Annotated in this window: 18 protein-coding genes; 5 read left to right on the forward strand and 13 right to left on the reverse strand. The window is 38.5% G+C overall.

The features are described from left to right. Positions 1–104 precede the first annotated feature (104 nt). Both QA612_RS03970 and QA612_RS03975 read left to right on the forward strand, forming a co-directional pair. Entirely contained in the window at positions 105–401 is a 297-nt protein-coding gene (locus tag QA612_RS03970) for a hypothetical protein (protein WP_278282465.1), read from the forward strand. Next, positions 394–630 carry a hypothetical protein gene (locus QA612_RS03975; protein WP_278282466.1) on the forward strand — a complete coding sequence of 79 codons (237 nt, stop codon included), beginning with the start codon at positions 394–396 and terminating at the stop codon, positions 628–630. The genes QA612_RS03970 and QA612_RS03975 overlap by 8 nt, the downstream gene beginning before the upstream one ends. A 206-nt stretch (positions 631–836) precedes the next feature. Here QA612_RS03975 and QA612_RS03980 read toward each other — a convergent pair whose 3' ends face one another. The 5 genes from QA612_RS03980 to QA612_RS04000 form a co-directional block, all read right to left on the reverse strand. Beyond that, entirely contained in the window at positions 837–2,249 is a 1,413-nt protein-coding gene (locus tag QA612_RS03980) for a murein hydrolase activator EnvC family protein (protein ID WP_278282467.1), read from the reverse strand. 210 nt (positions 2,250–2,459) lie between these two features. Continuing rightward, positions 2,460–3,353, reverse strand: a complete 894-nt coding sequence (gene ftsX, locus QA612_RS03985; RefSeq protein WP_278282468.1) for a permease-like cell division protein FtsX — start codon at positions 3,351–3,353, stop codon at positions 2,460–2,462. Next, positions 3,343–4,029, reverse strand: a complete 687-nt coding sequence (gene ftsE / locus QA612_RS03990; protein WP_278282469.1) for a cell division ATP-binding protein FtsE — start codon at positions 4,027–4,029, stop codon at positions 3,343–3,345. Before ftsE ends, ftsX begins: the two co-directional genes overlap by 11 nt. A 575-nt stretch (positions 4,030–4,604) precedes the next feature. Next, complete coding sequence (locus QA612_RS03995; RefSeq protein ID WP_278282470.1) at positions 4,605–4,952, reverse strand: c-type cytochrome; 348 nt, start codon at positions 4,950–4,952, stop codon at positions 4,605–4,607. 78 nt (positions 4,953–5,030) lie between these two features. Further along, on the reverse strand, positions 5,031–5,903 hold the full coding sequence (locus QA612_RS04000) for a YitT family protein (RefSeq protein WP_481804410.1): 873 nt from the start codon (positions 5,901–5,903) through the stop codon (positions 5,031–5,033). Positions 5,904–6,576: 673 nt separating this feature from the next. On the opposite strand from QA612_RS04000, the gene QA612_RS04005 reads away from it, so the two are divergent. Continuing rightward, positions 6,577–6,792: a hypothetical protein gene (locus QA612_RS04005; RefSeq protein ID WP_278282471.1), complete on the forward strand. Its 216-nt coding sequence runs from the start codon at positions 6,577–6,579 to the stop codon at positions 6,790–6,792. A gap of 40 nt (positions 6,793–6,832) precedes the next feature. On the opposite strand, the gene QA612_RS04010 is transcribed toward QA612_RS04005, so the two are convergent. Continuing rightward, on the reverse strand, positions 6,833–7,006 hold the full coding sequence (locus QA612_RS04010) for a hypothetical protein (RefSeq protein WP_278282472.1): 174 nt from the start codon (positions 7,004–7,006) through the stop codon (positions 6,833–6,835). Positions 7,007–7,391: 385 nt separating this feature from the next. On the opposite strand from QA612_RS04010, the gene QA612_RS04015 reads away from it, so the two are divergent. Next, on the forward strand, positions 7,392–8,333 hold the full coding sequence (locus QA612_RS04015) for a nuclease-related domain-containing protein (RefSeq protein WP_278282473.1): 942 nt from the start codon (positions 7,392–7,394) through the stop codon (positions 8,331–8,333). A gap of 121 nt (positions 8,334–8,454) precedes the next feature. Here QA612_RS04015 and QA612_RS04020 read toward each other — a convergent pair whose 3' ends face one another. The 5 genes from QA612_RS04020 to secA form a co-directional block, all read right to left on the reverse strand. Continuing rightward, a complete protein-coding gene (locus QA612_RS04020; protein WP_278282474.1) occupies positions 8,455–8,637 on the reverse strand; it encodes a hypothetical protein in 183 nt (60 codons plus the stop codon). A gap of 106 nt (positions 8,638–8,743) precedes the next feature. Continuing rightward, on the reverse strand, positions 8,744–9,001 hold the full coding sequence (locus tag QA612_RS04025) for a hypothetical protein (RefSeq protein ID WP_278282475.1): 258 nt from the start codon (positions 8,999–9,001) through the stop codon (positions 8,744–8,746). After that, positions 8,952–9,131, reverse strand: a complete 180-nt coding sequence (locus tag QA612_RS04030) for a hypothetical protein (RefSeq protein WP_278282476.1) — start codon at positions 9,129–9,131, stop codon at positions 8,952–8,954. The genes QA612_RS04025 and QA612_RS04030 overlap by 50 nt, the downstream gene beginning before the upstream one ends. A gap of 99 nt (positions 9,132–9,230) precedes the next feature. After that, positions 9,231–10,332 (reverse strand): peptide chain release factor 2 gene (prfB, locus tag QA612_RS04035; RefSeq protein WP_278282477.1). Its coding sequence is split into 2 segments (ribosomal slippage): positions 9,231–10,259 and positions 10,261–10,332, totalling 1,101 coding nucleotides; the frame shifts between segments, so codons are not numbered across the junction. Between the two features lie 283 nt (positions 10,333–10,615). After that, the gene (gene secA / locus QA612_RS04040; protein ID WP_278282478.1) at positions 10,616–13,135 is read right to left on the reverse strand and encodes a preprotein translocase subunit SecA; all 2,520 of its coding nucleotides are present in this window, start codon (positions 13,133–13,135) and stop codon (positions 10,616–10,618) included. 749 nt (positions 13,136–13,884) lie between these two features. Here secA and ptsG point away from each other — a divergent pair. After that, a complete protein-coding gene (gene ptsG / locus QA612_RS04045) occupies positions 13,885–15,927 on the forward strand; it encodes a glucose-specific PTS transporter subunit IIBC (RefSeq protein ID WP_278282479.1) in 2,043 nt (680 codons plus the stop codon). A 228-nt stretch (positions 15,928–16,155) separates the two neighbouring features. Here ptsG and hpf read toward each other — a convergent pair whose 3' ends face one another. Both hpf and cspD read right to left on the reverse strand, forming a co-directional pair. Continuing rightward, complete coding sequence (hpf, locus tag QA612_RS04050) at positions 16,156–16,716, reverse strand: ribosome hibernation-promoting factor, HPF/YfiA family (RefSeq protein WP_278282480.1); 561 nt, start codon at positions 16,714–16,716, stop codon at positions 16,156–16,158. A 385-nt stretch (positions 16,717–17,101) separates the two neighbouring features. Beyond that, positions 17,102–17,299, reverse strand: a complete 198-nt coding sequence (cspD, locus tag QA612_RS04055; protein WP_278282481.1) for a cold-shock protein CspD — start codon at positions 17,297–17,299, stop codon at positions 17,102–17,104. Between the last annotated feature and the right edge of the window lie 609 nt (positions 17,300–17,908).

Here is a 17,908-nt window from a genome sequence, read left to right on the forward strand (position 1 = left end):
CTATGTCATCAATTGGTGACATTAGGCGGACTGTCTCTTCTTTTTCTTAGCTACCATAAAATACGACGTGCAATATTAGAAAAAAATAAATTATTTTACCATAAATGGTTCAGGAGTGGAAGGCGACTACTCCTGCAGGATCAGCTTCAGGTAAAGCCATAACTGCAAATATTTTTTTGCAGGCGTATTGGCGGCTTCTATATGCCTGCAAAACTTCTTTTCTCTATTTGCAGGCGTATTGGCTAGCTTCTATATGCCTGCAAAACTTCTTTTCACTTTTTGCAGGTTTATTGGCTAGCTTCTATACGCCTGCAAAACTCTTTTTTCCTTTTGCAGGTTTATTGGCAAGCTTCTATATGCCTGCAAAACTTCTTTTCACTTTTTGCAGGTTTATTGGCTAGCTTCTATACGCCTGCAAAACTCTTTTTTCCTTTTGCAGGTTTATTGGCAAGCTTCTATATGCCTGCAAAACTCCTTTTCTCTATTTGCAGGTTCATTGGCGGCTTCCTATATGCCTGCAAACCCTCTTTTCTCCTTTTGCAGGAACAGGGGCGGCTTCCTCTGTGCCTGCAAACCTACTTTTCTCCTTTTGCAGGAACAGGGGCTCCTATTGTTCCAAGGAACGTATAAGAAAAGCGCAAGAAGCATTAATTCCGCCCGCCTAAGTAAAGCCTACGTCTTGTCTCAAAGACACCATTAAAAAACTAATAAATTTCCTTTATTTAAAAAAGAAAAGACCAAATCACATATATGATTTGGTCTTTTCATCTTAACTGCTTTTATTATCACAGGTTTCCTAATATTAATCTTTGAAAAACTCTACAGACTACTTTTTATTAAAAATAATCTAACGGATTGACCGCATTTGTTTTACCAAAGTTCCAGTCTCCTTCGTGCACTTCAAAGTGAAGGTGAGCACCAAAGGATTGACCAGTATTCCCCATATTACCGAGGAATTGACCTCTTGCAACATATTGTCCTGTACGTACAGCACGGTTTTCTAAGTGAGCATAAAGTGTTGTAATCGTACGCCCTTGGATACTATGGCGAACCATAATAACATTCCCATAAGAAGCAGAATAATAGGAGCTAATAACCATACCTTCTTCTGAAGCAACTACTGGGACATCACCTTGTCTACCATTTTTACCAATATCAATACCTGGGTGGAAAGTCCCTCCACGCCACTGGAATCCAGAACCTGGAGTAACCGTTCCAGTAGTAGGACGCATTAACAATCCTCCAGTATCCGTTGGTGGGTCATGAGTTGCATTTGGATTTGGATTAGGATTACTTGTATTTGCGTTGTTATTATTTCCACTTCCACTACCATTATTGTTATTATTTTGCTGCTGTTGTTGCTGTTGTTCTAATTCTTGTTGTTTTCTTTGCTCTTCTTGACGACGAAGTTCCTCTTGACGTCTACGTTCTTCTTCTCTTCGACGTTCTTCCTCTATACGACGCTGCTCTTCTAACCAATCATCTAATTCTACTTTTGCTGCTTCTTCTTGAGCTTGAAGGATCGCTTGCTCTTCTTCCTTCGTCATCATTACAACTTCTAATGAAGCACGCTTACTTTCTAGCTCCTTCTTTAAGCGATCTTGTTGTTCTTTCTGCTGTTTCACCTTCGCTTGAAGTTCCTCTAACTCTGCTAATTGGTCTTCAAGTCCAATTAACTCCTTTTCAATCGATCGTTTTGCTTCTTCCACAGCATCTTTATCTGCTTGATGTTGTGTTAAAATGTTACGATCCTGCTGAGCAATTGTATTTAAAGCTTGGACTCGTTCGATTAAATCACCAAAGCTTTTGGCACCAAGAATAACCTCTATGTAGTTGATTACTCCACCATTTTGGTACATAGAACGAACGCGATCCTTTAGCAATTCATCTCTTAATGCAATACGTTCTTCTAATGCTTCTATCTCTTCACGGAGCTCCTCAATTCGTTCTCGAGTATCCTCAATTTCCCCTTGTTTACTTTCTACCTGACTGTTTGTTTGAGCTAGCTCTTCTTCTAATCTAACAAGGTCAGTTACAACGGTATCAATTTCAGATTGAACATTGTTTAATTCTTCTTCTGTTTCCTTTACTTCACTTTCTACCTGACTTTGCTGATCTTGTAAATCATTTATTCTTTGTTCTAACTCGTCTCCAGTGTTTGCTTCTGCAAGTGAAAAAGATTCTGTTCCTAGTAGAGTTGTTATAGCTAAAAGTAATGCAATAGAAACTAGAACGACTTTTCGATACATTGAATATGACCCCTCCTTTTGTAATTTCTTCGTAATTTTTTTCTTAGTAAAATGTTTAGTGCTGTTGTTATTTCGTTAACAACTAAAGCTTTTATATAAAAACGGGTCTTCCTTATAGGTTCGAATCCCCAAAACACATAAAGAACTGAGGTAGGAATTCGAACCATTTAAAGGAATAACACCTTTTGATTCATTTAAAAAGGGAATCTATTAAACTTTTAAGAACTTACGAACACTCATCATACTTCCCCAAATACCAACAAATGCTCCGATACTCCCTAGTAAAATCGCCATTTGCATCGTTAATGGGTTCGGTTCTAGGAAGGTAAAGAAATCTATCCCCGTATCTGTACCAATACTTCCGTAAAAGCTTGTGTAACCGTAGGCAAGAAGGGAGATAGGAATAATTGCTCCTAAAACACCTAAGAGTAGTCCTTCTACAAAAAATGGCCAACGAATAAATCCGTTTGTTGCACCTACTAATTTCATAATCTGAATTTCTCGTTTTCTAGCAATAATCGTTAGCTTAATGGTATTCGCTATTAAAAACATAGCAGTAAACATTAAGGCTAAAATTAAAGCTAATCCAATCATTCTTACGAAATTCGTTGCTGCAAAGAGATTATCAAAAATGTCTTTTCCATATTCAACTGATTCTACATGTACCATTTCTTCAATTTCACTAGCTAAGTCAGCTGTATCCTGTGGATCCTCTGCTTGTACAACAAAAACATCATTTAAAGGATTTTCATCCCGCAATGTTTCAAAGATAGCTCCCTGCTCTCCTAAGCTTGAAATAAGAGAATCCAGCCCTTCTTCTTTAGGAACAAATTCTATGGAAGCTACACCCGGTATTTGATCTAATTCTGAATAGAGCTCGTCCTGATTGTCACCAGAAGCAGCAAAATCAATAAAGACACGTACTTCTACATCATCTTCAAGAGAGTTTGCAAAGTGATTAACATTCATAATAATTAAAAGGAATGTACCAACAACTAAAAGCATTACAGTAACGGCACTAACGGATGCGAAAGTCATCCAACCATTTCTTATAAGGTTTTTTCCACCTTCTTTTACATGACGCCCGAGAGTTCTACCTTTCATAGCCGTATTCCCCCCTTGCTTCATCACGTGCAATACGACCACTTTCAATAGCAATTACTCGTTTACGTAATGTGTTTACAATTTCTTTATTATGGGTAGCCATAACTACAGTAGTACCTCGATCATTAATTTCTTCTAAAATGTGCATAATTTCCCATGAAGTATCTGGGTCTAGGTTACCTGTTGGTTCGTCAGCAATAAGTACAGCTGGACTGTTCACAATAGCACGGGCAATCGCAACACGTTGCTGTTCTCCCCCTGATAGCTCATGAGGATAAAAGCGTGCTTTGTTTTTCAAATGCACAACCTCTAATACATTCATGACACGTCGACGAATATTACTTTTACTTTCTTCTATTACTTCCATAGCAAAGGCAACATTTTCATATACCGTTAAGCCCGGTAATAATTTAAAGTCCTGAAAGATTACCCCCATATTTCGACGAATATAAGGTATATGTCGTTCTTTTACTTTAGCTAAATTTTTCCCATCAATAATGATGTCTCCACGTGTCGGTTTTTCTTCACGGTACATCATTTTTATAAATGTGGATTTTCCTGCTCCACTTGGACCTACAACGTAAACAAACTCACCTTTTGAAATATCTACATCTATCCCATTAATGGCCATGACACCATTTGGGTATGTTTTCCAAACTTCATTCATTGTAATCAATTTAAATCACTTCCTACATATAGTAATTGTCTTGAGATGTCTCTTAATGTCGACAGTAACATGTAGTGCTATAATTAATAGTGCGTATAAACCAAGTAAACTAGTAAAATATTCACTATATAGAACATTCAGCCTTACATAAAAATGTATTCTATTTTTCTGGAACACTTGTTTATTTGATAAAAACTGACATAATCTTAAATATTTGTTTAATGTTGTATAAATTTCAACACATCTCTCACTCTTAAACATTATATCATCATTAATCGACGATTTAAGTTTATTTTTTTTACAATTTCATTTCAAAACTGAAATATTTCATCCAAAATAGAAATGAATTACCATATTTAGAGAAAAGTACGAGTTAAATGGATGAAGTTGGAATTGTTTGTTCCATGTGTTGTAAAATGTGTGACGAATTTGTGAAAGAAGTGTTTTTACAAATGAGAAGTGTATTTGAGGAATAATGGAAGTTTAATATGGAATGTCACTGGATTTTTTCGCAAATAAAAAACAGCGTTAAACATAACACTGTTTTTTTCAATACGATTTGTATTTAACATTTTCAAGTGGATTTATTGTGCTGCGATCCAAGCAGCTACATCCTCCGCTTCTTGCGGGTCAACCATATTCGGTGTCATTGGGCCAGGGCCTTCTTGGATAGCCACGATTACATCTTCAGCAGAATAGCCTAGTAACGGAGGTCCCGAAGCTCCACCAAGCTCTCCTCCATGACAGCCAGCACAGTTGGCTCTATACACTTGCTGTCCGTTATCAAGGTCATACGTGCTACTATCACCTGTAGCTACATCGTTTTCTACATTATTATTGCCTTCATCTGGTTGCGGATCATTCGTATTATTACCACCGCAAGCTCCAAGAACAAGCATTGCCACAAACATTACAACGAGTAACTTTTTCATTTTATTCCCTCCTCAAAGTTTAATTCCTTCTATTATAGAATACCTTGTACCACAACTCCCAATAGATATTATAACCTATTATTGATTTTTGAAACCCTTTCCGAGCACTTCAGAGGCATTACTTACAACCACAAATGCAGCAGGATCGATCGTTTGAACGACTTGCTTTAATTTTGCCACTTCGTTCCTCCCTACAACAACCATGAGCACGGGACGTTCCTGATTCGTGTAGCCTCCATAACCATCGAGTTTCGTTACACCTCGATCTACCTTCGTTAAAATTCCTTGCTTAACTTCTTCCTCATATTCAGATATTATTATTGCCATTTTCGAATAGCCAAAACCAACTTGAACTAAATCAATGGTTTTTCCTGTCGTAAACAACCCAATGAGTGCATAAAGGGCATATTCAAAACCGAAGATGAATGCCGATGACGCTACAACAAGTCCGTCCATTAGAAAAACACAGCCACCTAAAGACATTCCCGTATACTTATTAATTATTTGAGCAGCTAAGTCCGTTCCCCCAGTAGAGGAGTTAGAACGAAAGACGATTCCAAGACCGAGTCCAACACCGAGACCACCGAAGATGGCACCTAATAAAGGATCTGTCGTAGCAGGCTCTAAATCTCTCGTTACAAAAACAACAAATGGTAAAAACAGTGTACCAACAAAGGTTTTCGTACCGTACAATATACTTCCAACAAGGCTCCCACCTAGTAGAAGTACACCAGCCACAAATAACGGAATGTTAAATGCCCATTGCGTAAACGCTGGTTCAAAGCCAAAGACAGAATAAAAGATAATGGAAATACCAGACACACCACCAGAGGCAATTTGATTCGGTAATAAAAAGATATTAAAAGCTATTGCCACAATGGCCGATCCCACTAAAACATGGCCAAACTCAAAAATAATTCGTTGAATAGGGCTCAACGGCTCCCTCTCCATCCGTCTTTGCATTTTCTTCATCATAAGATCACCTGATTTCTGTAAAAAATAAAAGTTATAAATAAGTACGTACGTTTAGCTTTTGGGAATTTTTAAAAATAAATTATGTATTTAGGCACCAACTAAAAATATCGTACTATCATTGTTTGCTATTATTTTGAAAGTATTAATCTGTTCCGGATATGGTGATAACAGTGGGGTTAGGGCACATCTTTTCGTTCACAGATTTGAAAAAGCCTCAAGTAGTATAACATTGACAAAAATATGTGTAAATGAGACTAATGTAAAGCTTTAATACGGTGAAGAAGAAGATTCTGGTGGGGAATTTTTGAAATTTGCGTTGAGTTGTTCGTTAAGGAAATGGGGTTGCGTATATCAGGGTGTTGACTGAGAGGTTTTGAGTGAATGAAGTGTTTTGGAAACTAGGACATCTTGGGCGTTAGATGTTAAGGTGTTGGAACTTTGATGCTTTGAAAATTGGGTCTTTAAATGTGGGGTATTAATAGGTGGTTTTTTTAAAGGGATAAAAATATGCGATGGAAAATATTGCTTTGAAATTTTAAAAGGGGTCATATATGGCGTTGTATTAATGCGGAATATATGATATGGTAAAAGATTATGGTTTGTAATTATCTTTGGTTTTATGCTATCAATTGAAGTTAGAGATGCAACATTGGCATTTGATTGGATTTATGGCTTCTATGTTCCTGCAAAGCTGCTTTTATCCTTTTGCAGGAACACGGACTCCTTCTTCTGTGCCTGCAAACTTGCTTTTATCCTTTTGCAGGAACACGAGCTCCTTCTTCAGTTCCTACAAACTTGCTTTTATCCTTTTGCAGGAACACGAGCTCCTTCTTCCGTTCCTGCAAACTTGCTTTTATCCTTTTGAAGGAACACGGACTCCTTCTTCTGTGCCTGCAAACTTGCTTTTATCCTTTTGCAGGAACTCGGGCTCCTTCTTCCGTTCCTGCAAACTTGCTTTTATCCTTTTGCAGGAACACGGGCTCCTTCTTCCGTTCCTGCAAACTTGCTTTTATCCTTTTGCAGGAACTCGGTCTTCTTCCTCTGTTCCTGCAAATCCCTTTTTCTACTTTTGCAGGCACGGGGGCGGCTTTCTCTGTTTCCGCAAACCTTTTTTACTTTTTATAGGTTCATTGGACGATAATCCTATACCACTACGAAATTCCGTTCACTGTTTGCGAAAGTATTCGTTGATCACTGAAATATTCTTGAATTTAGTTGTCATGTGCTTGCCTAAGATAATGTACAATTTTAACAGTGTTCAGGTTCTTATGAATTTCTCATGTTGTAGTAGTCACAGTAAGTGGCTTGATATAAACACCGATGTATACATGGAATTTTGAGGCACTGGAATGGTTGAATTAAATTATTTTGTGGTTTTAACAAATTAAGATTGTAAATATTTGTATTATCGCATACTATTAAATGGTAATATATAGAATTATTTTATCGAAAGCAGGTGTTGCCATGGAATTAAAATCTCGTGTGATGTCTCAGGAACAACAATTAATGCACTTACTGAACTATCGCGTAAGCTTTACAGAAAAAGAAAAGAAGTATTTTTGGAAAATGAAAAAAGGGTTTGAAGGTGAATGTCAATTCGATGAGCTTTTAGCCAAAAGTGTACCAAACGAGAATTGCCTTGTTTTAAATGATTTATTGCTTGAGCACAACAATACACAATTCCAGCTAGATTCTGTTCTCCTCTCAACCTCCACCATTTACATTTTTGAAATAAAGACTTTCGAAGGAGATTACTATATTAAAAATGGTGAATGGTTCTTCTGTAAAACAAATAATGCTATCACAAATCCACTACATCAAATGCAACGAAGTGAAACATTACTACGGCAATTGCTGCAACAACAAGGCATCAACTCCCATCTTCCCATTCAATCTAACCTCATTTTTATCCACCCGGAGTTTACTCTTTACCACTCTTCAATAGACAGTCCCATTATCTTTCCAACACAATTAAATCGGTTTATGAACGACTTGGGTAAAAAAATAACTGTGAAGCCGAATCAAAGACACATGCAGCTAGCAGAAAAACTGAAGTCTATGCATATATCAAGACCTTCATTTGATAATATCCCTAAGTACAATTTTGAAACGATAAAAAAAGGTATTGCGTGTGCTTCCTGCCGATCATTACATGTTCATTTAATTGGTGGTACTAAGTTCCAGAAGATTTGTTGTAAAACTTGTGGACATTTAGAGGGTGTAGATGTAAGTATTTTACGCGCCGTTAAAGAGTACAAGCTACTTTTTCCGGACAGAAAAGTGACGACTTCTGAAATTTTACAATGGTGTGGATTGTTTAAATCAAAGAAAACAATATTGAGAATTATGACAAAATATTTTAATAAAGTGGAGAAAAACCGGTACTCATATTTTGAAGTTAAATAAATTTTCCGAACAAATTTAACAGAAAAATTGAAGAAAATGTTCGGCCTAATTCGACTTAACTATTTATAGTATTAATAATGGTTTCTACTGTCCAGTATGTTTCTTTTTTCCTATTACAGGGTCATTGACAGCTTGTTATGATACCGCAAACCTCTTTCCTCCTTTTGCAGGAACAGTGGCTTCTTCCCCTGTGCCTGCAAACCTGCTTTTCTCCTTTTACAGGAACAGGGGCTCCTTCCTCTGTGCCAGCAAACCTACTTTTCTCCTTTTGCAGGAACAGGGGCTCCTTCCTCTGTGCCAGCAAACCTGCTTTTCTCCTTTTGTAGGAACAGGGGCGGCTTCCTCCGTGCCAGCAAACCTACTTTTCTCCTTTTGCAGGAACAGTGGCTTCTTCCTCTGTGCCAGCAAACCTACTTTTCTCCTTTTGTAGGAACAGTGGCTTCTTCCCCTGTGCCTGCAAACCTGCTTTTCTCCTTTTGTAGGAATAGGGGCTCCTTCCCCTGTGCCTGCAAACCTGCTTTTCTCCTTTTGTAGGAACAGGGGCGGCTTCCTCCGTCCCTGCAAACTTGCTTTTCTCCTTTTACAGGAACAGGGGCTCCTTCCTCTGTGCCAGCAAACCTACTTTTCTCCTTTTGCAGGAACAGGGGCTTCTTCCCCTGTGCCTGCAAACCTGCTTTTCTCCTTTTGTAGTAACAGGGGCGGCTTCCTCCGTCCCTGCAAACTTGCTTTTCTCCTTTTGCAGGAACAGGGGCTCCTTCTTCCGTGCCCGCAATCCAGCTTTTCCTTCTTTTGTGGCAAGATATGCCTCTCTCCACAACTCAAGAAAACAAAAAAACTGCACCTCATCTATCCAAAACGCCAAAAGGCAATAGATGGGTACAGTTTTCTCCAATCAAATTATTTTATTTGCGATCGTAAGTAAGCATCAATGAATGGATCCAGCTCACCGTCCATAACCGATTGGGTATTCCCAGTTTCGTAATTCGTTCGGTGGTCCTTTACCATATTATATGGATGGAAGACATAAGAACGAATTTGACTACCCCACCCAATATCAGACTGCTCACCACGAATTTCATCCAGTTCTTGCTGCTGTCTTTCTATTTCAAGCTGGAATAGCTTTGCCTTCAACATTTTCATGGCTTGCTCACGGTTTTTAATTTGCGAACGTTCCGATTGACACGTAACCACCGTATTAGTAGGTAAGTGGGTAATACGAACAGCAGAATCAGTCGTATTAATATGCTGTCCACCAGCTCCACTTGCACGATACGTATCAATTTTCAACTGATCAGGTGAAACTTCAATTTCTACATTATCATCGAGCTCAGGCATTACTTCACAGGACACGAACGATGTATGACGTCGCCCTGATGAATCAAAAGGAGAGATTCGCACGAGACGATGAACCCCTTTTTCCGCCTTCAAATATCCGTAGGCGTTATGGCCGGTGATCATTAATGTGACACTCTTAACTCCAGCCTCATCACCAGGAAGGTAATCCATTGTTTCCACTTTGAAACCCTTCCCCTCTGCCCAACGTGTATACATACGAAGAAGCATAGATGCCCAGTCCTGTGATTCCGTTCCACCAGCACCTGGGTGGAGTTCAAGAATAGCATTATTTTTATCATAAGGTTCACTGAGTAATAACTGAAGTTCAAAGTCATTCAGCTTTTTCACAAGCTCTTTCACTCCTGATTCAAGCTCCTCAGCAAGCTCAGCATCTCCCTCTTCCTTTACTAATTCGTAGGAAACCTCGAGATCCTCATGAGTAGATTCTAACTTTCTATATGTGTCCACCATCTCTTTTAAACCGTTGTTTTCCGAAATAACCTTCTGCGCTGCCTCTTGGCTATCCCAAAATGTTGGGTCGGACATAAGATCCTCTAGCTCTGCTATACGATCCTCCTTCTCCTCTAAGTCAAAGAGACCCCCTAAAGTTTGCTAATTGTTTACCCATCGTTGACAGTTCCTGCTTTAATTCTGATAATTCCATTTTCCTTCACCTCAGCATAATATTAAACAACATTCATGATCATTCTTTTGTAAAAAAATAGTAGAAAACTATTGGCATCACGTGTTGTATTTTTATAAAAAAAGATTAATCTATTTTTACCATTTCAAATCATACCATAAAAACGACGCTAATAAGCTAACTGAAAGGAGAAGGTGCTTTACATAAGCACCTTCCCTTCATAATTTTTTCAAAGCTTCATTTTTTCCAACTTACACAAACATCCAATAAAGCCTCAAAAATCTTCAAACGTTCAATTCAACTATTATCTGCCGTGGCATTGCTTATATTTTTTCCCTGAACCACAAGGGCAAGGATCATTTCGTCCAACAGTGCTTTCTTTACGGAAAGGCGTTTTGCGCTTCTTGTCCTCGTTTGCTTGTGAAGCACTTCGATGTACTGCTTTCCCTTCCGCTACTTGCTTACGTTCAAGGTTCGTTTGAATTTGGGCATTCATCACGTAACGAGAAACATCCTCTTCAATGGAAGCAATCATTTCCTCGAACATTTGGAAGCCTTCAAACTTGTATTCTCTTAACGGGTCATTTTGTCCATAGGCACGTAAATGAATCCCTTGACGAAGCTGATCCATTTGGTCGATGTGACGAGTCCACTTCGTGTCAACGGTACGAAGGACGATTACCTTCTCAAACTCTCGCATCATTTCTGGTGAGAATTCCGCTTCACGACGATCATATTCTTCCTTGACTCGATCAACGATTAGCTCAATCATTTCTTCAGGATCTAAGCCGTTAATATCTTTAAGTTCAATTTCTTTTTCGTTTAAAACTGTAGCGTTAATGTAATCCACTATGCCTTGTAGGTTCCAATCCTCAGGTACCTCTGATTCTGGGGTAAAGGCAGTGACATTACGTTCGATCGTTGATTCTAACATTTTATCAACAACTTCACGGAGGTTTTCAGATTCAAGAACTTCCATTCGTTGCTCATAAATAATGTCACGCTGCTCACGCATCACGTCGTCATACTGAAGTAATTGCTTACGAGCATCAAAGTTGTTTCCTTCTACTCGTTTTTGGGCCTGTTCAACGGCACGACTGACCATTTTGCTTTCGATTGGTTGATCCTCATCCATTCCAAGTCGTTCCATCATTTTGCTCATGTTTTCCGAACCAAAACGACGCATTAATGTATCCTCAAGAGATAGGAAGAAACGTGATTCCCCTGGATCCCCTTGACGACCAGAACGTCCACGGAGCTGGTTATCGATACGTCTACTTTCATGACGTTCAGTACCAAGAACAAAGAGTCCACCTAGATCAACGACACCTGCTCCAAGCTTAATGTCTGTACCACGACCAGCCATGTTCGTTGCAATCGTAACTGCTTTTTCCTGACCAGCATTTTCAATAATTTCTGCCTCATGAGCATGGTTTTTCGCATTTAAAACGTTATGTGGAATGCGTTTTTTCTTAAGCATATTAGAAATAAGTTCAGAAGTATCAACGTTTACTGTCCCTACTAATACTGGCTGACCTTTGCTGTATAGCTCAGAAATCTGTTCAATAATGGCACGAAATTTTGCATCCATTGTTTTAAAAATTAAATCCGGCTGATCAATTCTTACAATTGGCTTGTTCGTTGGTACCGAATATACATTCATATTATAAATGTTACGGAATTCCTCTTCCTCTGTTTTCGCTGTACCAGTCATCCCAGCAAGCTTTTCATACATACGGAAGTAGTTCTGGAATGTTAACGATGCAAGGGTCATACTTTCTCGCTTAATTTCTAATCCTTCCTTTGCTTCAATGGCTTGGTGAAGACCATCACTATAGCGACGTCCCTTCATAAGACGACCAGTAAATTGGTCAACAATTTGTACTTCACCATCTTCCACCACATAATCCTCGTCGCGAACCATTACTTTGTGCGCTTTTAAGGATTGATTAATATGATGGTTCAGCTGAACATGCTCAGAATCAAATAAGTTATCAATATTAAATGCCCGTTCTGCTTTACTTACCCCTTCATCGGTAATTTGAACGGACTTTGTTTTTTCATCATAGGTGTAGTCTTCTTCCTCATTTAACATACGGACGAAGGAATTTGCTGCTGTATAAAGCTGTGTAGATTTTTCAGCAGATCCAGAAATAATTAATGGTGTACGAGCCTCATCGATTAAAATGGAGTCAACCTCATCCACGATAGCGTAATGAAGTGGTCGTTGTACCATTTGTTCCTTATAGATAACCATGTTGTCACGTAAATAGTCAAAACCAAATTCGTTGTTTGTTCCATATGTTACATCACAGTTATAAGCTTCCTGCTTTTCTTCACGAGAAAGACCATTAACATTCAACCCTACAGTAAGTCCTAGGAACTTGTAGAGCTTGCCCATTTCTTCTGCATCACGCTTTGCTAAGTATTCGTTCACGGTAACAACGTGAACCCCTTTTTCCGTAATGGCATTGAGGTAAACAGCAAGAGTTCCAACAAGTGTTTTACCTTCCCCTGTTTTCATTTCTGCGATGTCACCATGGTGAAGAATAATACCACCGATAAGCTGAACAGGATAGTGGGTTAAGCCTAGAGCACGAGTAGAGCCTTCTCGTACAACTGCAAAGGCCTCTGGTAAAATCTTTTCTATCTTTTCCCCATTCCGATAACGTTCTTTAAATTCAGCAGTTTTTTGACGAAGACCATCGTCACTAAGCTTTTTCATATCATCGCTTAGCCCTTCGATCTGATCTACTGTTTTTTGTAGCTTTTTTAAATGCCTACCATCCGAATCACCAATGACCTTTTTTAATAAACCTATCATACGGACATTGCTCCCTTATCATTTTTATTAGCTTAGAGGTCTCTTAAACCTTCTTTTCATTTTCACTAGATGCTGATCTCTATGAATGCTCTCTTTGAATATATAGTATAAAAAATTATTTCTGTCCACAATAGCTTTTTAAGTGTCCACTTATGAAACGGAAAACACGTAAAAACCTTCATACAACATACTAGACAGCTAACTTACATTTTAACAGTTTGTTCAACCCCTTACAAGAAATACCCAATAAACACACAAACGTCACAAACCAAACGTCACAAACAAACGTCACAAACATGGCTCGTGACAGATTCATGACATCTCTGCGTATCTTCACATCCCCGCCACAAACCTGGTTCGTGGCAATTTTGTGATATTTTCGTTACATAAACAATCTCAGTCATCCGGTTATGTAAGGGATCAACAAGAAGTGAAAATGCTGTGTATAGGAGAAATGATTGGGGGAAATCTATCGGTAGAACAATTCTGTTGTCATCCTTTTACTATACGTTTTTGTGTTTAATTTCACTTAATAAATAGGCTTTGTGTTAAATTTTGTTATTGATTTTGGCTGCTGGGTGCTCCCTTTCCGCGGGCAATGTTTCAGCTTCCTCGGAAGCAAATAACGCTTCCTGTGGTATCTTCACCTTTTGATTTTCCCGCAGGAGTCTCGCACCATCCGCAAAAGCCAAATGTCTAATAAAACCACATAGTCCTATAACACAGCCAAAATAAAGGAGGAAAAATCAATGGTTAAAAACTCATTCGGTGTCTTGCAGCGTATTGGTCGTTCCTTAATGCTACCCGTTGCATTATTACCTGCTGCAGGTATTTTACTTGCCTTTGGTAATGCATTACAAAACCCGGATTTAGTGATGCGAATCCCAGCATTAGAAGCTGATTGGATAGTTTTAATAGCAGAAATGATGGAAGCCTCTGGTGACATTGTTTTCGCCAACCTCCCACTATTATTCGCCGTTGGGGTTGCTGTTGGACTAGCTAACGGTGACGGTGTTGCGGCTCTAGCAGCTCTCATCGGATATCTCATAATGAATGTGACGATGGGGGTAATCGGTCACATCACACCAGAAATGCTAGATCAACCAGATTACGCTAGTGTCCTCGGTATCCCTACCTTACAGACAGGGGTATTTGGAGGTATTATAGTGGGGCTCTTGGCAGCCTATCTCTTTAAACGATACTACAATATTGAACTCCCCTCCTATTTAGGATTCTTTGCTGGAAAGCGTTTCGTCCCAATTGTGACGGCAGCTTCCGCAATTGTCCTTGGTGCAATCATGACCTTCATATGGCCATTTGCACAAGAAGGATTAAACAACTTCTCTTATTTCATGACAGAGACAAATCGAACGTTATCTGCTTTCATTTTCGGTGTAGTAGAACGTGCCTTAATTCCATTTGGACTTCATCACATATTCTACTCTCCATTCTGGTTTGAATTTGGTCAATACACAAACGAAGCAGGAGAAATTATTCGAGGTGACCAACGTATATTCTTCGCACAGTTGCGAGATGGGGTAGACTTTACTGCTGGTACGTACATGACTGGTAAATTCCCATTCATGATGTTCGGTCTACCTGCTGCCGCATTAGCCATCTACCACTGTGCACGAGAGGATCAAAAAACGATTGTCGCAGGTATTATGGGTTCTGCAGCCTTAACATCATTTTTAACAGGTATCACCGAACCAATCGAGTTCAGTTTCCTATTCGTTGCACCGTTATTGTTTGGTATTCACACGATTTTTGCCGGTCTATCCTTTATGACCATGCATCTTTTAGATGTAAAAATTGGACAAACCTTCTCAGGTGGGGTCATCGACTTCCTATTATTCGGTGTGTTACCTAACCGGACAGCTTGGTGGCTTGTTATCGTTGTAGGTTTAATATTCGCCGTCATTTATTACTTTGGTTTCCGATGGGCAATCCAGAAATTTAACCTCATGACACCAGGTCGTGAAACAGAAAATAATGGTGTAGCCTCTGGCGGAAAAACATCCGTAAACAACGAACTACCTTACGAAATTTTAAAAGCATTAGGTGGGAAAGAAAATCTGAAGGACTTAGACGCTTGTATCACTCGTTTACGTATTACAGTTAACGATGTAAGCAAAGTAGACAAGGATCGCATTAAACAGCTTGGTGCTTCCGGTGTTATGCAAGTGGATCGAAACATTCAAGCAATCTTCGGTCCTCGTTCGGAAAACATTAAAGGGCAAATGGAGGATATTATTAAAGGAAATACACCTATCCCTGAAGAGGAATCCGTAACAACCCAAGAACCAACAAGCCCAACATCTGCAGCTGATTTAGATGTTGCCATGCCTATGGCCGGTGAGATAAAACCAATAACAGAGGTTCCAGATCAAATGTTTGCGGAAAAAATGATGGGGGATGGCTTTGCCATTGATCCAATTGATTCTAATGGAAAGGTTGTATCTCCTGTAGATGGGACAATCGTCAACCTCTTCCCAACGAAGCATGCCATTGGACTGCAAACAGACGATGGAAAAGAAATATTGGTACACGTTGGTATCGATACAGTGAACCTTAAAGGAGAAGGCTTCGAAGCACTCGTAAGTCAAGGAGACAAAGTAGAAAAAGGACAACCACTCCTTCAAGTAGACTTAACATCCGTAAGAAGCAAAGCACCATCAGTCATGACACCAATCGTCTTCACAAACTTAGCAGAAGACGAACAAGTAGTCATCCAAAGACCAGGATCAACAAGAGCAGGCGAAACAGGCAGAATAAAAATCACCAAAAAATAAAACCAAGAAAAGTTCAAAAAAAGTTCAAGGACCTGGTTAGTGACAGAAAGTTCACTAACCAGGTCCTTGTCGATTTTGTGACAGGCTTCAACAAACATAAAAAGGAGCTTGCTCGTGGAAACGATGCAAGCTCCTTTTTGTTTATAGTTTAAGTAGATCACGTTTGATTCTTCTTATACAACATAGAAAGGTCTGATTTACTTTCTATGGAATATACAAAGCCTTGTCTTACTCTGGCTCAATTAATCCGTATCGACCATCCTTACGCTTATAAACAACGTTGGTAAATCCGCTAACAGAGTTAGAGAAGACGAAGAAGTTATGCCCTAGCATATCCATTTGTAAAATCGCTTCTTCTGTGTCCATAGGCTTTAAATCAAATCGTTTCGTACGAACAATTTCAAAGTCATCCTCTTCTTCCACTGCAGTTGGAATTTCTTCAGCCAGTGGCTCTAATTCATTTTTAAACATATATTTCAAGCTATTATCTGTTCTGAATTTTCGGTTTACCTTCGTTTTATGTTTTCGAATTTGACGTTCTAACTTTTCAATTACTAGATCAACTGCTGCATACATGTCACTATGTTTTTCTTCAGCTCTTAATAAAAGTTTCGTCATCGGAATCGTAATTTCTACTTTTTGGTCATTATTTACTACACTCATTTTTACATTGACATCTGACTGTGGTGTGCCGTCAAAGTACCTCTCAAGCTTTCCTACCTTCTTTTCCACATGATCTCTCAATGCTGGTGTTATTTCAAGGTTTTCGCCACGAATATTAAAATTCATAAGCAAACTCCTCCTTTCAGTAATACAAGTAATATTCTATATACCCACTTAATATTCCTTCCCAAACATTAAGAAAAATAACAATTTTTTTGTCGAAAATGTGAAGAGACATGACACACGTTAGATTTCCTTACACAAAAACAAGTGTTAACACTCTTTACTTATACTTTCTCCCAATACTTACCTATTTAGACCCTTTTCACAAAACGTTTGTGCATCGTTTGTAAAAAGTTGATAAGCAGGAAAAACCCGTCGCCAATTACCTTGGGACGGGTTTTAATAATTACGCCTAGTATTCAATTCCCTTACAAAAGCTGTACTCATATAAGCAATCTATAATAAAATTGCATCATGATCTTTACTTTCAATAATACGGGAATGCGAATTAAAGCTTCGTTACATTAGCGGCTTGTGGTCCACGAGCACCTTCAACGATTTCAAATTGTACGTCTTGTCCTTCTTCTAATGATTTGAAACCTTCTTGTTCGATTGCAGAGAAATGTACGAATACGTCATCTCCACCCTCACGCTCAATGAATCCAAAACCTTTTTCTGCGTTAAACCATTTTACTTTTCCTTGCATGTTTCTAACACATTCCCTTCGTATTAAAAATCTGTGGGGCTACCACAATTCCAATATAACAAGGGTTTTTCACATAGTCAATTCTTTTTTAACTGACTATTTCGACAAATTCGACAATATTCTGCAAACGCTTTCTTAAACCGAAATAGAATTTTACACTCTTTTACACCTTATTCTAAAAAAACATTTTTCAAGTTTTCGTAAACAGAAACTATCTTCTCGTCTAAATCGTCAAATACAAAAAATCCCTATATAGAAAAAAACACATAAATGACAGCGTTTTCACAACACTCCTCCCCATCAAAATAGTCCTTTATAAGAAATTTCTCCCTTTATCACACTACTATTTCAGCAATTTACAGAAATAACGAACTAACAACCAGGAATTTCGACATTATTCACCAAATACAGCTACAAACTATTTTTAGGCTAAAAAACCAGAATTTATTTCCTACAAAAATATTTGCAAAAATAGTAAATTTTTCGCACCCAGTTGAATATACATTAGAGATTTTCATCATTCATTTATATTTCATACAACCACCAAAGTTTTTTCACAAACTCGTGAAGAACTAATGAAGAAATTTGGAATACGGAAACAGAAAGGAA

The organism is Evansella sp. AB-P1, from assembly GCF_029688925.1.
Classification (GTDB): Bacteria; Bacillota; Bacilli; order Bacillales; family Salisediminibacteriaceae; genus Evansella.

Excerpts from the sequence above, each read along its gene's own strand:
- secA (WP_278282478.1), bottom strand. The coding sequence starts at position 13,135 with ATGATAGGTTTATTAAAAAAGGTCATTGGTGATTCGGATGGTAGGCAT.
- QA612_RS03980 (WP_278282467.1), bottom strand. The coding sequence starts at position 2,249 with ATGTATCGAAAAGTCGTTCTAGTTTCTATTGCATTACTTTTAGCTATA.
- hpf (WP_278282480.1), bottom strand. The coding sequence starts at position 16,716 with ATGAATTTTAATATTCGTGGCGAAAACCTTGAAATAACACCAGCATTG.
- QA612_RS04000 (WP_481804410.1), bottom strand. The coding sequence starts at position 5,903 with ATGGAGAGGGAGCCGTTGAGCCCTATTCAACGAATTATTTTTGAGTTT.
- QA612_RS03970 (WP_278282465.1), top strand. The coding sequence starts at position 105 with ATGGTTCAGGAGTGGAAGGCGACTACTCCTGCAGGATCAGCTTCAGGT.
- ptsG (WP_278282479.1), top strand. The coding sequence starts at position 13,885 with ATGGTTAAAAACTCATTCGGTGTCTTGCAGCGTATTGGTCGTTCCTTA.
- cspD (WP_278282481.1), bottom strand. The coding sequence starts at position 17,299 with ATGCAAGGAAAAGTAAAATGGTTTAACGCAGAAAAAGGTTTTGGATTC.
- ftsX (WP_278282468.1), bottom strand. The coding sequence starts at position 3,353 with ATGAAAGGTAGAACTCTCGGGCGTCATGTAAAAGAAGGTGGAAAAAAC.
- QA612_RS03995 (WP_278282470.1), bottom strand. The coding sequence starts at position 4,952 with ATGAAAAAGTTACTCGTTGTAATGTTTGTGGCAATGCTTGTTCTTGGA.
- QA612_RS04015 (WP_278282473.1), top strand. The coding sequence starts at position 7,392 with ATGGAATTAAAATCTCGTGTGATGTCTCAGGAACAACAATTAATGCAC.